The sequence below is a fragment of the Streptomyces sp. JW3 genome (genome assembly GCF_052216785.1).
In the GTDB taxonomy this organism is placed as follows: domain Bacteria; phylum Actinomycetota; class Actinomycetes; order Streptomycetales; family Streptomycetaceae; genus Streptomyces.
Genome location: NZ_JBQOUX010000021.1, coordinates 71735 through 84497 on the forward strand (window position 1 = coordinate 71735; position 12763 = coordinate 84497).

General features: G+C 70.6%; 11 protein-coding genes. 4 read left to right on the forward strand and 7 right to left on the reverse strand.

Features of this window, described 5'->3' with window-relative positions; genetic code table 11:
- The first annotated feature begins 33 nt into the window (after positions 1 to 33).
- From ACTT8P_RS12040 to ACTT8P_RS12050, 3 genes are all read left to right on the forward strand, one after another.
- Positions 34 to 1359: a PhoH family protein gene (locus tag ACTT8P_RS12040; RefSeq protein WP_442831580.1), complete on the forward strand. Its 1326-nt coding sequence runs from the start codon at positions 34 to 36 to the stop codon at positions 1357 to 1359.
- Positions 1360 to 1756: 397 nt separating this feature from the next.
- Positions 1757 to 2473: a lytic transglycosylase domain-containing protein gene (locus tag ACTT8P_RS12045; protein ID WP_442831581.1), complete on the forward strand. Its 717-nt coding sequence runs from the start codon at positions 1757 to 1759 to the stop codon at positions 2471 to 2473.
- 138 nt (positions 2474 to 2611) lie between these two features.
- The gene (locus ACTT8P_RS12050; RefSeq protein ID WP_442831582.1) at positions 2612 to 3955 is read left to right on the forward strand and encodes an AI-2E family transporter; all 1344 of its coding nucleotides are present in this window, start codon (positions 2612 to 2614) and stop codon (positions 3953 to 3955) included.
- Between the two features lie 59 nt (positions 3956 to 4014).
- Here the strand turns inward: ACTT8P_RS12050 and ACTT8P_RS12055 are convergent, their stop codons facing one another.
- The 7 genes from ACTT8P_RS12055 to ACTT8P_RS12085 all read right to left on the reverse strand — a co-directional run bounded on the left by ACTT8P_RS12055 (position 4015) and on the right by ACTT8P_RS12085 (position 10187).
- Complete coding sequence (locus tag ACTT8P_RS12055; protein WP_442831583.1) at positions 4015 to 4548, reverse strand: alkyl hydroperoxide reductase; 534 nt, start codon at positions 4546 to 4548, stop codon at positions 4015 to 4017.
- A 6-nt stretch (positions 4549 to 4554) separates the two neighbouring features.
- Positions 4555 to 5109, reverse strand: coding sequence for a peroxiredoxin (locus ACTT8P_RS12060; RefSeq protein ID WP_442831584.1), 555 nt, complete (start codon positions 5107 to 5109; stop codon positions 4555 to 4557).
- A gap of 203 nt (positions 5110 to 5312) precedes the next feature.
- Complete coding sequence (locus ACTT8P_RS12065) at positions 5313 to 7646, reverse strand: ABC transporter permease (RefSeq protein WP_442831585.1); 2334 nt, start codon at positions 7644 to 7646, stop codon at positions 5313 to 5315.
- The gene (locus ACTT8P_RS12070; RefSeq protein ID WP_442831586.1) at positions 7643 to 8335 is read right to left on the reverse strand and encodes an ABC transporter ATP-binding protein; all 693 of its coding nucleotides are present in this window, start codon (positions 8333 to 8335) and stop codon (positions 7643 to 7645) included. Before ACTT8P_RS12070 ends, ACTT8P_RS12065 begins: the two co-directional genes overlap by 4 nt.
- The gene (locus ACTT8P_RS12075) at positions 8332 to 8856 is read right to left on the reverse strand and encodes a PadR family transcriptional regulator (protein ID WP_442831587.1); all 525 of its coding nucleotides are present in this window, start codon (positions 8854 to 8856) and stop codon (positions 8332 to 8334) included. Before ACTT8P_RS12075 ends, ACTT8P_RS12070 begins: the two co-directional genes overlap by 4 nt.
- A gap of 135 nt (positions 8857 to 8991) precedes the next feature.
- Positions 8992 to 9255 carry a hypothetical protein gene (locus ACTT8P_RS12080; protein WP_442831588.1) on the reverse strand — a complete coding sequence of 88 codons (264 nt, stop codon included), beginning with the start codon at positions 9253 to 9255 and terminating at the stop codon, positions 8992 to 8994.
- Positions 9252 to 10187 (reverse strand): SPFH domain-containing protein, encoded by a 936-nt coding sequence (locus tag ACTT8P_RS12085; RefSeq protein ID WP_442831589.1) that lies wholly within the window; start codon positions 10185 to 10187, stop codon positions 9252 to 9254. Before ACTT8P_RS12085 ends, ACTT8P_RS12080 begins: the two co-directional genes overlap by 4 nt.
- Positions 10188 to 10432: 245 nt before the next feature.
- On the opposite strand from ACTT8P_RS12085, the gene ACTT8P_RS12090 reads away from it, so the two are divergent.
- Positions 10433 to 12730: a transglycosylase domain-containing protein gene (locus ACTT8P_RS12090; RefSeq protein WP_442831590.1), complete on the forward strand. Its 2298-nt coding sequence runs from the start codon at positions 10433 to 10435 to the stop codon at positions 12728 to 12730.
- Positions 12731 to 12763 lie beyond the last annotated feature (33 nt).

Below are 12763 nucleotides of genomic sequence, written 5' to 3' on the forward strand. Positions count from 1 at the left end.
TCCCCGACCTCTTCCGAGGGGGTACGTCCTTCCGTGGTGACCAGCGCAAAGCGCCCCAAGCCAGACCGGCGCACCTATGTTCTCGACACCAGCGTCCTGCTGGCCGATCCGAACGCTCTGAGCCGCTTCGACGAGCACGAGGTCGTGCTCCCGATCGTCGTGGTCACGGAACTGGAGGCCAAGCGGAACCATCCCGAACTCGGCTACTTCGCCCGGCAGGCACTGCGCCTGCTCGACGACTGCCGGGTGCGGCACGGCCGCCTCGACGCCCCGATCCCGATCGGGGAGCTCGGCGGGACCCTGCGGGTGGAGCTCAACCACTCGGACCCCAGCGTGCTGCCCAGCGGCTACCGGCTGGGCGACAACGACTCCCGCATCCTCGCGGTCGCCCGCAACCTCCAGGCCGAGGGATTCGACGTCACCGTGGTGTCGAAGGACCTCCCGCTGCGGATCAAGGCGTCCTCCGTGGGCCTGCTCGCCGAGGAGTACCGGGCCGAACTGGCCATCACGGACTCCTCCGGCTGGACCGGGATGGCCGAGCTGACCCTGCCCGGCGAACAGGTGGACATCCTCTTCGAGGAAGGGCACGTCCACGTGCCCGAGGCCGCCGAACTGCCGGTGCACACCGGGCTGACCATCCAGTCCGAGCGCGGCAAGGCGCTCGGCCGGGTCACCCCGGAGGGCGGGGTGCGGCTGGTGCGCGGCGACCGGGAGGCGTTCGGCATCAAGGGCCGCAGCGCCGAGCAGCGGATCGCCCTCGACCTGCTCCTCGACCCCGACATCGGGATCGTGTCGATGGGCGGCCGGGCCGGCACCGGCAAGTCGGCGCTGGCCCTGTGCGCGGGCCTGGAAGCGGTCCTGGAGCGCCGCCAGCACCAGAAGGTGATGGTCTTCCGGCCGCTGTACGCGGTGGGCGGCCAGGAACTGGGCTATCTGCCCGGCACCGAGGCCGAGAAGATGAGCCCCTGGGCGCAGGCGGTCTTCGACACGCTCTCCGCGGTCACCAGCCGCGAGGTCATCGAGGAGATCACCGCCCGCGGCATGCTGGAGGTGCTCCCGCTCACCCACATCCGCGGCCGGTCGCTGCACGACGCGTTCGTCATCGTGGACGAGGCCCAGTCGCTGGAGCGCAACGTCCTGCTGACCGTGCTCTCCCGGATCGGCGCCGACTCCCGGGTCGTGCTCACCCACGACGTGGCCCAGCGGGACAACCTGCGCGTCGGCCGCTACGACGGAGTCGTCGCCGTGGTGGAGAAACTGAAGGGGCATCCGCTCTTCGCGCACGTCACGCTGACCCGGTCGGAAAGGTCCCAGATCGCGGCACTGGTGACCGAAATGCTGGAGGACGGCCGCATCTGAGCGCACTGTCCCAGGCGCCGTCCGGCAAAAGGCCAAGAGCCTAGCCGGGCGGCGCTTTCGCGTGCGGGAGTTTCCGTAAATCGTTCGGGCCAAACGAGGTGTGAGCTTTCACACGCAACTCAAGATTGCCTCACGCCGTCCGGGTACGGCAGAGTCTCCGTTCTGTCAGGCCCCGCATACGACACACGTGTACCCCCAGCGGTACGCAATCACAGCAGCACCAGGTCAACTCCATAGCCACGTCGTATGCCGCCCGAGCACCACGCGGCGCTCCCCAGTCGGGAGTTGCCCACCGGGCCCGTGCCTCCCGTGACCCCGAAGTTGGGGAGGCCAGCGTTCAGGGGCACGATTGCGTCCGCGAGGGTCACCGAAGCGGGCGATGCTGGAAGGAAACCGTGTGAGCCGGATCTCGGTCCGGGGATTCGCAGTGGCCTCGGCCACGGCGGTCACCGCTGTCGGAAGCGTCGTCGGTGTTGCCTCGGGCAGCACCATGCAGGGCACCAACAACGACGCCGAGGCGACGGCCAGTGGCACCACGCTCCTCGCGGACATCCCCGCGGGACAACAGGCCCAGGTGCAGACGGCGTCCCTGACGCAGCAGGCCGACGCGCAGGCCATCGCCGCGGACGCGGGTGCCAAGAAGGAGGCCGAGGAAGCGGCGCGCAAGGCCGCCGCCGACACCGCGGTCGCCAAGAAGAAGCAGGCCGACGCGGCGGCCAAGAAGGCCGCGCAGGACGCGAAGGAGCGCGAGCAGGAGCAGGAGCAGGAGACCAGCCGCAGCTCCACCCGCGACGCCTCCGACTTCACCGTCCAGAGCTCCTACAGCACCGCCGAGATCCAGGCGATGGCCCGCCAGATGGTGCCCAGCGCCCAGTTCCAGTGCTTCAGCAACATCGTCGACCACGAGTCGAGCTGGAACTACACGGCGGTCAACGCCTCCTCCGGCGCCTACGGCCTCTTCCAGGCACTGCCCGCCTCCAAGTACTCCTCGGCCGGTTCCGACTGGCAGACCAACCCGGCCACCCAGATCAAGTGGGGCCTGAACTACATGGACTCGCGCTACGGCAGCCCGTGCGAGGCGTGGACCTTCTGGCAGGCCAACCACTGGTACTGAGCCCGGCTCAACCCCGTACAGCCCCTCACCGTCCTTCGGTGAGGGGCTTTCGTGTGTCGGCCGGGTACGGTCGATGCGACGACTCCCCGCTGACACCAGGGGGGAGTGGTGGGGAGAGACGGGGGAAGAGGACGGATCATGTCGCGAGTGCCAGGGTGGATCGGCCGGCTCGGTGCCGGACTGACCCGCATGAGCCGGACGCTGGAGCAGCGTCGCGCCGAGGCGGAGCGGCAGCAGGCCGCCGCCGACGCCGTGGAGCCGCAGCCGTACGACCACGTACCGGCGCCGCCGGACCACCCGCCCGCCGGCGCCGCCCGGCCGGACCCGGCCCAGGCCGTGCCGTGGGGCGTGCGGGTCGCGGCCGAGGCGGGCTGGCGGCTGCTGGTGCTCGCGGGCACCCTGTGGGTGCTGATGCGGATCATCAGCGCGGTCCAACTCGTCGTGCTGGCCTTCGTCGCCGCGCTGCTGATCACGGCGCTGCTCCAGCCGACGGTGGCCCGGCTGCGGCGCGCCGGGGTGCCGCGCGGACTGGCCACGGCGCTCACCGCGATCGGCGGGTTCGTGGTGATGGGCCTGATCGGCTGGTTCGTCACCTGGCAGGTCATGGAGAACATCGACAACCTCTCCGACCAGGTCCAGGACGGCATCGACGAGTTGCGCCGCTGGCTGCTCAACAGCCCGTTCCACGTCACCGACAAGCAGATCAACGAGATCGCCAAGAACCTGCGGGACGCGGTCGGCGCCAACACCGACCAGATCACCTCGGCCGGCCTGGAGGGCGTCACCGTCGTCGTCGAGGCACTGACCGGCATCCTGCTGGCGGCCTTCTCCACCCTGTTCCTGCTCTACGACGGCAAGCGGATCTGGCAGTGGACGCTGAAGCTGGTCCCGGCCGCCGCCCGGCCGGGCGTGGCCGGCGCCGGCCCGCGGGCCTGGCGGACGCTGACCGCGTATGTGCGCGGCACGGTGATAGTCGCCCTGATCGACGCCATCTTCATCGGCCTCGGCATCTACTTCCTCGATGTGCCGATGGCCGTGCCGCTGGCCGTGTTCATCTTCCTGTTCGCGTTCGTGCCGCTGGTCGGCGCCGTGGTGTCGGGGGCGCTCGCCGTCGTCGTCGCGCTGGTGACCCAGGGCGTGTTCACCGCCGTGATGGTGCTGGTCGTGGTGCTGGCGGTGCAGCAGATCGAGGGGCACATCCTCCAGCCGTTCATCCTGGGCCGGGCGGTACGGGTGCACCCGCTCGCGGTGGTGCTGTCGGTGGCCGCCGGCGGCCTGGTGGCCGGCATCGGCGGCGCGGTGGTCGCCGTACCGCTGGTCGCGGTGACCAACACGGTGGTGGGCTATCTGCGGGCGCACTCCCGGGAGGCCGCGCTGCGCGGGACGCCGCGACCGCACGGAGCCACCTCGACCGACGCCGCGCCGGCGGCCGAGAAACCGCCGCCCGCCGACCCGCCGGGTGCGGAGTCGGCCGCCGGCTAGCGGCAGCGGGCCCCGCCCACCAGGACTTCCGTTCTAGTGGGCGGGGCCGTACGCGGGAACTACTCGGCGAGGACCGCCTCGGCGTCCAGCGTGGTGCCCACCGCCTGGATCACCGACGCGATCTTGAACGCCTCCTGGACCGTCTCCCGGTCCACGCCCGCCGTGCGCAGCACCCGCTCGTGCGAGTCCAGGCACAGGCCGCAGCCGTTGATGGCGGAGACCGCGAACGACCACAGCTCGAAATCGGCCTTGTCGACACCGGGGTCGCCGAGGACGTTCATCCGCAGCCCGGCCCGCAGGGTGCCGTACTCGTGGTCCGACAGCAGATGCCGGGTGCGGTAGAACACGTTGGTCATCGCCATGATCGCGGCGGCCGACTTGGCGGCCGTGTACGCCTCCGGCGACAGGTTCGCCTTCGCCTCCGGGGCCAGCTCGCGCAGCACGATCGGGGAGCGCGAGGCGATCGCGGTCGCCAGCACCGTGCCCCACAGCCGCTGCGCGGACAGGCCGGAGTTGCCGACGACCGAGCCCAGATTGAGCTTCAGGTCCTTGGCGTAGTCCGGCAGGGCGGACTTCAGGGAGTCGAGGGACATGTCAGCTCACTCTCCGGACAGCAGCGCGACGGGGTCGAGGGTCTCGTCGCCCCTGGACCAGTTGCACGGGCACAGCTCGTCGGTCTGGAGGGCGTCGAGGACCCGCAGCACCTCCTTGGGGTTCCGGCCGACCGAGCCGGCGGTCACCATCGTGAACTGGATCTCGTTGTTCTGGTCCACGACGAACACGGCGCGCTGCGCGAAGCCGTCCGCGCCCTCGATGCCCAGCGCGCGCATCAGCTCGTGCCTGGCGTCGGCCATCATCGGGAACGGCAGGTCGGTCAGGTCCGGGTGGTCCTTGCGCCAGGCGTGGTGGACGAACTCGGAGTCACCGGAGAAGCCGAGGACCTGCGCGTCCCGGTCGGCGAACTCCTCGTTCAGCCTGCCGAAGGCCGCGATCTCGGTGGGGCACACGAAGGTGAAGTCCTTGGGCCAGGCGAAGACGACCTTCCACTTGCCCTCGTAGGTCTTGTGGTTGACCGTCTCGAACTCCTTGCCCTTCTCCAGCGAGACGCAGGCGGTCAGTTCGAACTCGGGGAACTTGTCACCGACAGTGAGCACACGCTCTCCTTGTAGCGAAGAAACGTCCAATTTACGGACGTTTCCCGTGGGTTGGACGGTTCTGATCGTGGCACAGAGCGGGACGCGCCGGGTGCCGCTCACCCCGGAGGGTGAACGGCTGCTGGTCCGGGCCGAGGGCGGCTGACCGAGGGGCGGCGGCGACCGGCACCCGGACCTCGGCCTGCCGCCGCTCGCGGTGCCACCTACTCCGTCCGCAGCCCGTCCGGCCGGACCAGCTTCAGCAGCGGCGGCAGGCTGAGCAGCGTCACCGCCAGCACGACCGCCGCGCCCACGCCTGTCATCGCCAGCAGGCTCGGCCAGTCGACGGCGACCGGGGTACCGGCCATCTTCAGCAGCACCGCGCCGAGCGTCAGCCCCACCACCGCGGACAGCAGCAGGCCCACCGCGATCGGCACCGCCGTCTGCCACAGCACCGACAGGCCCAGGGTGCGGCGCCGGGTGCCGAAGGCGACCAGCGACGACAGCAGCTTGCGGCGTTCGCGCAACTGCTCCAGCTGCGTCACCAGCAGGCTCACGCCGATCAGCGCCAGCACACAGGCGGCGCCCACGAACAGGCCGGTGCGGATGGCCGTGAACTTCTCGTTCTGCTCGGTGGACGACCAGACCGAGACGTCGGCCAGCGGGTCGACGGCCGCCGCGGTGTTGCGCACCCGCTCCTGGACGTCCGGCACCGTCTGGTCGAGCTGGAGGTACACCTCCGTGCGCAGACTCGCCAGCGCCTTGCCGTGCAGGGCCCCCGGCGTGAACAGGAACCCCGACGTCGTGTTCCTGGTCGGGCCGACGCGTTCACCGGCCTCCTTGATGCCCTCGGGCACCGTCCAGGCCACCCGGGCGCCCGCGGAGTCGCCGTACGACGGGTCGAAGTAGAGCCGCCGGCCCGGCTCGGCCAGCTGCTTGATGCCGGAGTCCCAGGAGGTGTCGTAGACGGCGAAGATGTCGCCGTCCGCGCAGGAGTCCAGCCGGACCACCTCGCGCAGCGACGCGCAGTCCCCGACCGTCACCTGCTCGGAGTTCTCCGGGTCCGCGCGCCGGTCGGAGATCGAACCCTCGGCGTAGCCATAAACCTTCTCGACGCCCTCGGTGGCGGTGAACTCGGCGGCGCCGACGGCGGCCGGTGCCCCGTCCGACAGGCTCACCTGCATCTGCGCCCGGGTGAGGTCCTGGCCGGTGGACCTGGTGTAGTCGTTGTCCACCCCGGCGAACAGCATCTGCAGGGCGATCGCCCCGGCGACGGCCACCGCCACCCCGTTGACCATGCGGGCCGCGGTGCCGCTGTTCACCTGGATGCGGCGCACCGCGAGCTGCCAGGCGACCGGGCCGGCGCCGAGCCGGGCGACGAACCGCTCCACGATCCACGGCAGCAGCGCCGTCACGCCGACCAGCAGCAGGACCACACCGCCGACCACCAGGTACTGGTTGAAGTCCCCGTTGTCGCGGCCCTGGCCGACCATCGGGTAGAGCAGCGCCAGACCGGCCAGCGGCAGCAGCAGCCGCCACCACAGCCGGCGCCGCGCGGGCCGGGCCGTGCGGATCACGCCGAGCGGCTCGATGACCACCCCGCGCAGCGCCAGCAGCGTCACCAGCACCGCGGCCGCCGGCACGGCCACCGCCACCAGCAGGGCCAGCACCGGGGAGGGGTTCAGATAGCTGGGGAAGACACTGATGTCGTAGATCACGGCCTGTCCCGCGAGCTGTCGGCCGAGCAGGAAGAACACCGTGCCGAAGACCAGGCCGAGCACCGAACCCGCCAGTGCCTCGCCGGCCGCGATCCGCCGGGTCATCGGGCTGTCGGAGCCGACCAGCCGCAGCGCCGCGAGCCGCCGGTCGCGGCGCTCGCCGCCGAACCGCACGGCCGTCGCGATGAACACGGCGACCGGCATCAGCAGCACCACGAACACCACGAGGACCAACAGCAGCAGGACCGGGTCGAGGCCCTCCGAGGCGCTGTCGGGGGCGCCGAAGTGGTCGATCCGGGTGACGCGGGAGCCGTCGACGTGCGCGGCGAGTCCCTCGGCGCCCCGGACGAAGGTGAGCTCCTTCGAACCGACCAGGCCCTCCTCGGCGATGGTGCCGGTGACCTGGTCGGGCAGCCGCTCGCGCAGCAGTTTCCCGGCGTCCGACGCCAGCAGCTTCTGCAGCGCGGGGGAGACGAACATCTCGCCCGCGGCCGGGACCGCGTCCAGGCCCGGCGGCACCGGCGCGTCGGGTCCCTCGGCCTGCATCGCGCGGCCCCGGATCTCCTGGCCGCGGAACTCCGTGTCCAGGTCCGCGACCAGCAGGGTGCCGGCCGAGCGGGCGGGGACGGTGGTGTTCATCCACGTGATGTCGGTACGGGCGTCCTCCCGGGCGTGCCGGGCGGACAGCACGCTCGGCACGGCGGTGGTCAGCAGCAGCAGCGCCACGCCGAGTCCGACGCCGACGGCCGTCAGCAGCGCGCGGGTCCAGCCCTCGCGCCCGCCGGTGAGCGCGAACCGGACGCCCAGGGCCAGGTCGTGGCCCCACTGCCGGGCGTTCATACGACCCGCTCCATGTCCCGGGACCGGCCGTCGCGCACGATGATCTCGCGGTCCGAGTAGGCGGCCACCCGGGCCTCGTGGGTGACCAGCACCACGGCGGCGTTGGTGGACCGGGCGGCCTCGGTGAGCAGTTCCATCACGCGTTCGCCGTTGAGCGAGTCCAGGGCGCCGGTGGGCTCGTCGGCGAAGAGCACCCGCGGCCCGGTGACCAGCGACCGGGCGACCGCGACGCGCTGCCCCTGGCCGCCGGAGACCTCACCGGGCCGCTTCTTGGCCAGGTCGTCGACCTCCAGGCGTTCCATCCAGCCGAGCGCGGTCCGCTCGGCCTCCTTGCGGGGCGTGCCGTTCAGCCTGAGCGGCAGCGCCACGTTCTCCACGCAGGTCAGCTCCGGCACCAACTGGCCGAACTGGAACACGAACCCGAACTCGCTGCGCCGCAGCGCGCTGCGCTGGGCGTCGTTCATGGCGGACAGCTCGCGCCCGTTGTAGAGGATCGTCCCGGAGTCGGGCGGGACGATGCCGGCCAGGCAGTGCAACAGCGTGGACTTGCCGGAACCGGAGGGTCCCATCACGGCGACGACCTCGCCGGGGTGGATGGAGAACTCGGCGCCGTCCAGGGCCAGGGTGGGGCCGTAGACCTTGCGCAGGTCCTGCGCGGTGAGCAGCGAACCGGGGGGAGGAGTCGTCACGGGGCCACCGCCGTACGGAGCTTGTCGAGGCGCGCCGCGGTGAGCTCCAGCCACCGCAGGTCGGCTTCCAGATGGAACAGGGCGTGGTCGCAGATGAGCTGGTCGGCGAGGTCGCCCCCCCGCTTGCGGTCGGTCAGCACCCGCATGTGCCGCAGGTGCTCGGCGCGCTGCTCGTCGAGGATGCCGGCGGCGTCGCGGTGCGTGAGCAGGGCGAGGACGACCTTGGTGTACAGCGTCGACTGGAGGTACGGCTCCGGCTTCTCCGGCGTCGCGAGCCAGCGCGCCACGTCGGTGACGCCGGCGTCGGTGATCGCGTACCGCTTGCGCTCCGGACCGCCGCCGGCCTCGATGCCGTCGACCTCCACGAGGCCGTTCTTCAGCAGCCGGGACATCGTCGAATAGACCTGGCCGTAGTGGAGCGGCCGGTCGTGACCGAACTTCTCGTCGAAGGCCCGCTTCAGGTCGTAACCGTGGCGGGGGCCGGACTCCAGGAGCCCGAGCAGAGTGTGACCGATGGACATGCGGGGCACACTACACACGGTGTATACGCCGTGTGTATACGTGCTGTGTGTAGTTGGTGAGGGGAGCCGCCGCACCCCAGGTCACGGGCTGTTGTCACAGTTCTGTCACACGAGGTCCCTCGGAACCGGCTCGTGTCACCGCTGCTCTGGTGCCGACGGCGGTGGATCGGCCGGCGGGCGGCCCCGGCGGGGCAGCGGGCCGGTGTCGCGGGGCAGCCGGCCGGCCTCCGCCAGGGCCCGGCGCAGCAGGAACTCGATCTGCGCGTTGGCCGAGCGCAGCTCGTCACCCGCCCAGCGGGCCAGCGCCTCGTACACCTGGGGGTCCAGCCGCAGCAGCACCTGCTTGCGCTGCTGCGGCCGGCGCCGCGGGGTGGGGTCGGCCCCGGAATCCGTCGTCACTGGTAGAGCGTCCCCGTGTTGAGCACCGGCTGCGCGGAGCGGTCCCCGCACAGCACGACCATCAGGTTGGACACCATCGCCGCCTTGCGCTCCTCGTCCAGCGTCACGATGTCCTCCCGGGTGATCCGGGCCAGCGCCATCTCGACCATCCCGACCGCCCCGTCCACGATCTGCCGCCGCGCCGCCACGACCGCCCCCGCCTGCTGCCGCTGGAGCATCGCCGAGGCGATCTCCGGCGCGTACGCGAGGTGCGTGAAGCGGGACTCGACGATCTTCACACCGGCCGCCTCCACCCGCGCGTGCAGCTCCACGGCGAGCTTCTCGGTGATCTCCTCCGCGTTGCCGCGCAGTGAGAGGCCGTCCTCCTCGTGGGCGTCGTAGGGGTACTCGATGGCGATGTGCCGCACGGCCGCCTCGGTCTGCGTGGAGACGAACTCCACGTAGTCGTCGACCTCGAACAGGGCCTGCGCGGTGTCCTCGACCTTCCACACCACCACGGCCGCCAGCTCGATCGGGTTGCCGTAGGCGTCGTTCACCTTGAGCACCGCGGTCTCGTGGTTGCGCACCCGGGTGGAGATCTTGGTGCGCGAGGTGAGGGGGTTCACCCAGCGCAGCCCGTCCTGCCGGATCGTGCCCCGGTACCGGCCGAAGAGCTGCACCACCCGCGCCTCGCCGGGCGCGACCATGTTCAGCCCGCACATCGCGAGGAACGCCGCGACCGCCACCAGGACGCCGCCGATGATCAGTGCCGCCTTGCCGCCGGCCGCCGAGACCGCCGTGGCGCTCACGATCAGCCCCGCGCCCGCCAGCAGCCCGACCAGCCCGAGCAGCAGCGCCCAGCCCCCGCCGATGCTGTGCGCCGGGCACTCCCGCACCCGCGGAGCCGGCATCTCGGGCAGGTCGGCGGTGACCTGCGCGTCATGAGTGGTCATGGAAATACCCCCGTCTGTCGCTAACACTTTCCTAGCTAAGTGATAACACTTTACCCGCTCACAGCAACCCTCAACCCCTCCCGCGCGTCGGTTCCAGGTGGAGGAGGTGCTGATTCTCACGTGCCCAAAAGGCAGGATCGGCGACTCTTCGCCACATCTGGCGGTGCTAGCTTCTTACGCTGACCTGCTGACGGAACCTGTGTGACCTGTGAGCACACACGAACGAAGCGGAGCGGAACGAGCCCATGGGACGAGCGGAAGAGAGAAGAGCGCGGCAGCGTGGCGGTCGCCGCGCGGCGCCCAAGCGCCGCCGTCCACCGGCCGCCGCGAACGGCAAGGGACGGATACGCCGGCTCTTCACCTGGAAGAAGATGCTGGGCACCTTCCTCGGCCTCTGCCTGCTCGGCATGGGCGCCTTCATCGTGCTGTACATGATGATCCAGATCCCCGAGGGCAACGCCGACGCGACGCTCCAGAGCAACGTCTACAAGTACAGCGACGGCACGGTCATGACCCGCAGCGGTGAGCGCAACCGCGAGATCGTCGACCTCTCCAAGGTGCCCAAGGACGTCCAGCACGCCTTCGTCGCCGCCGAGAACAAGACGTTCTACGAGGACTCCGGCGTCGACATCAAGGGCACCGCCCGCGGTCTGCTCAACACGGTCTCCGGCAAGGGCGCGCAGGGCGGCTCGACCATCACCCAGCAGTACGTCAAGAACTACTACCTGACGCAGGACCAGACCGTCACCCGCAAGCTGAAGGAACTGGTCATCTCCCTGAAGCTGGACCGGGAGAAGTCCAAGGACTACATCCTCGCCGGCTACCTGAACACCAGCTACTACGGCCGCGGCGCCTACGGCATCCAGGCCGCCGCCCAGGCCTACTACCGGGTCGACGCCGAGGACCTCACGGTCGAGCAGGGCGCCTACCTGGCCGCCCTGCTCCAGGCGCCGAGCCAGTACGACTGGGCGGTGGCCACCGAGACCGGCAAGAAGCTGGCCAAGGAGCGCTGGAACTACGTCCTGGACAAGATGGTCGAGCAGGACTGGCTGAGCGGCTCCGACCGGCAGGCCGCGAAGTTCCAGGTCCCCGAGGACCCCAAGGGCACCGCGGGCATGCAGGGGCAGACCGGTTACCTGGTGGACGCGGCCAACGACGCGCTGGAGCAGCAACTGGTCGACCAGGGCACCGCCGAGGACAGCGACCAGGCCGAGGCCATGCGGGAGGCCGGCGGCTGGACCATCACCCTCAACATCGACAAGAAGAAGCAGGCGGCGCTGGAGAAGTCCGTCAAGTCCCAGCTGACCAGCAAGCTCGACTCCGACGAACGCGACGTGGACGCCGATGTCCAGGCGGGCGCGGTCTCCGTCGATCCCAAGACCGGCGCGGTCGTGGCGATGTACGGCGGCGTGGACTACCTCAAGCACTACGTCAACAACGCCACCCGCAAGGACTACCAGCCCGCCTCCACCTTCAAGCCGGTCATCCTGGCCGCCGCCGTGGACCAGGACGCCGAGACCCAGGACGGCGTGCCGATCACCGCGAACACGGTCTACGACGGCACCAGCAAGCGCCAGGTCGAGGAGAACGGCACCAAGGTCGGCTTCGCCCCGGAGAACGAGGACGACGCCGACTACGGCGACATCTCCGTGCAGACGGCCATGAACAAGTCCGTCAACTCCGTCTTCGCGCAGATGGGCGTCGACGTCGGCATGCAGCAGGTGGTCGACGTCGCCGCCGACCTCGGCATGGACGACGACCTCCAGGCCGTACCGGCCCAGACCCTGGGCAGTATGGGCGCCAGCCCGCTCCAGATGGCCGGCGTCTACGCCACCTTGGACAACCACGGCAAGAAGGTCACCCCGGCCGTCGTGAAGTCCGTCGAGCACAACTCCCGGGCGGTCGAGTTCCCCGATCCGATCGGCGGGCAGGTCATCAGCCGCGAGGCCGCCGACACCGTGACCAGCGTGCTGACCGGCGTGGTCGACGACGGTACGGCCAAGACGTCGGTACGGGACAACGCGATGCGCGACGGCCAACAGGTGGCCGGCAAGACCGGTACCTCCGACAACAACAAGTCGGCCTGGTTCACCGGCTTCACCCCCAAGCTGGTCACCTCCGTCGGCCTGTTCGGCGAGGACGCCAAGACCCACGGCCAGGTCGCCATGTACGGCGCGGGTGGCAACGACCGCGTCAACGGCGGCGGGTACCCGGCGCAGATCTGGGCCGCGTACACCTTCGGCGTGATGGACCAGACCAGCAAGTTCGACCTGGACACCAAGCAGGGCGCGGCGGTCAACCCCACCACCTCGGCGCCGCCGACCACGTCGGCCCCGCCCACGGAGGAGGAGACCACCTCGGCGCCGCCGACCGAGGAGGAGACCACCTCGGCGCCGCCCACGGACGAGGAGACCACCACCACCCCGCCGCCGGACGAGGAGACCACCACCACCCCGCCGCCGGACGAGGAGACCACCACCACCCCGCCGCCGGACGAGGACGACGACGAGGAGGACGACGGCCTCCCGGGCGACGACTGGTAGCCGGACAGAGGGGAGGGGCGCCCGGTGCACACC

Bases quoted from the DNA above. Each gene is read 5' to 3' on its own strand.
- ACTT8P_RS12050 (WP_442831582.1), top strand. From the start codon at position 2,612: ATGTCGCGAGTGCCAGGGTGGATCGGCCGGCTCGGTGCCGGACTGACC.
- ACTT8P_RS12055 (WP_442831583.1), bottom strand. From the start codon at position 4,548: ATGTCCCTCGACTCCCTGAAGTCCGCCCTGCCGGACTACGCCAAGGAC.
- ACTT8P_RS12065 (WP_442831585.1), bottom strand. From the start codon at position 7,646: ATGAACGCCCGGCAGTGGGGCCACGACCTGGCCCTGGGCGTCCGGTTC.
- ACTT8P_RS12075 (WP_442831587.1), bottom strand. From the start codon at position 8,856: ATGTCCATCGGTCACACTCTGCTCGGGCTCCTGGAGTCCGGCCCCCGC.
- ACTT8P_RS12085 (WP_442831589.1), bottom strand. From the start codon at position 10,187: ATGACCACTCATGACGCGCAGGTCACCGCCGACCTGCCCGAGATGCCG.
- ACTT8P_RS12090 (WP_442831590.1), top strand. From the start codon at position 10,433: ATGGGACGAGCGGAAGAGAGAAGAGCGCGGCAGCGTGGCGGTCGCCGC.